Source organism: Barnesiella sp. (assembly GCF_022723415.1).
Classification (GTDB): domain Bacteria; phylum Bacteroidota; class Bacteroidia; order Bacteroidales; family Barnesiellaceae; genus Barnesiella; species Barnesiella intestinihominis.
This window is the reverse complement of record NZ_JAIJHU010000153.1, coordinates 1-1,032: the sequence shown is the minus strand read 5'-3', so window position 1 is coordinate 1,032 and position 1,032 is coordinate 1. Positions and strand designations below refer to the sequence as shown.

Sequence of the window (1,032 nt, the reverse complement as noted above, 5' to 3'; positions counted from 1 at the left end):
AACGACCAGTCGAGTGTTTTAGTACGATAGCTGGTTGTTCGGTAGACATTTCTTTTTCTCCAGATGTTGTTTTAGAAGGATTAAAGCCGTTTGATGAGATTTCTTTACAAGGAGTAGAGTTTGTTCCATGGGCAAATATCGATGAAAATTCGATGTCAAATTATGCAGACTCAGGCATTAAAATTCGTGCGACAGGGTTTAAACAGGTGACAGCTTCGACATCAAAAACAACGTCTACTCCTGAAACAAAAGATTCTCCTAAATCAAAATAATTCAGAGTTTAGGAGTTGATAAATGAATATGGTTGAAAATGTAGATATGCTCTCAAAAAATTTATCACAACTCCGAAAATATTATCGTGTGACTTTCAAAGAATTGGTTTTATTTTTTGGAAAAACGGTTCGAGCAGTAGAGATCAAACGTTGGGAATCAGGAGAGTTAATACCTGATTCCATGCAAAAGAAAATACTTGCTGAAATTTTCGATGTAACAGTTGACGAGTTGTGTAAGGAAGAAGTGGTTTATCGTCGCTCTTTTGACTATTTTTTTGCGGGAAAATTAGAATGGCTACGTTATGAAAAAGGATTTACTCGATTACAGTTGGCAACGAAAGTTGGTTGTACGGGACAAGCGATTTTATCTTATGAACATGGCATTAGTTTTCCTAGTGAAAGTATGTTGAAAAAGATTGCTACGGTTTTTGAAAAAGAAGTAAGTTACTTTATACCTAGCTTTGGTGGTTGTGAAAAAACATGCTGAATTTTTTTAAGTATCGAGGGATTCGGATTCGTAAGTTTCATTGTTGGATTTATCAGTATTATTTATTTTTGATGGCTTTTCCGTTTTTATTAGGGATAGGCTATTTTTTTTATCTATATATTTTTCCAATAGTGAAGCCGATGATGGAACAAAATTCTTTTGATTATCAAAGACTGGTATTTCCTAGCTTAGTACTTGTTTTTGTGTTAAGTATTTTGTTTTTTGGACTTATGATGATTCGTCGTATGTCTAAGGTTCGGGGAGGATTTTTTC

The 1,032-nt window shown here is 34.1% G+C and carries 2 protein-coding genes; both read left to right on the top strand.

Annotation, left to right across the window (positions count from 1 at the left end; all coding sequences use genetic code 11):
- Positions 1 to 272: hypothetical protein (locus QVD32_RS13235; RefSeq protein ID WP_287710403.1), on the top strand; the 272-nt coding region annotated here is incomplete at its 5' end.
- A 28-nt stretch (positions 273 to 300) separates the two neighbouring features.
- Complete coding sequence (locus QVD32_RS13230) at positions 301 to 759, top strand: helix-turn-helix domain-containing protein (RefSeq protein WP_287710402.1); 459 nt, start codon at positions 301 to 303, stop codon at positions 757 to 759.
- Positions 760 to 1,032: the final 273 nt, after the last annotated feature.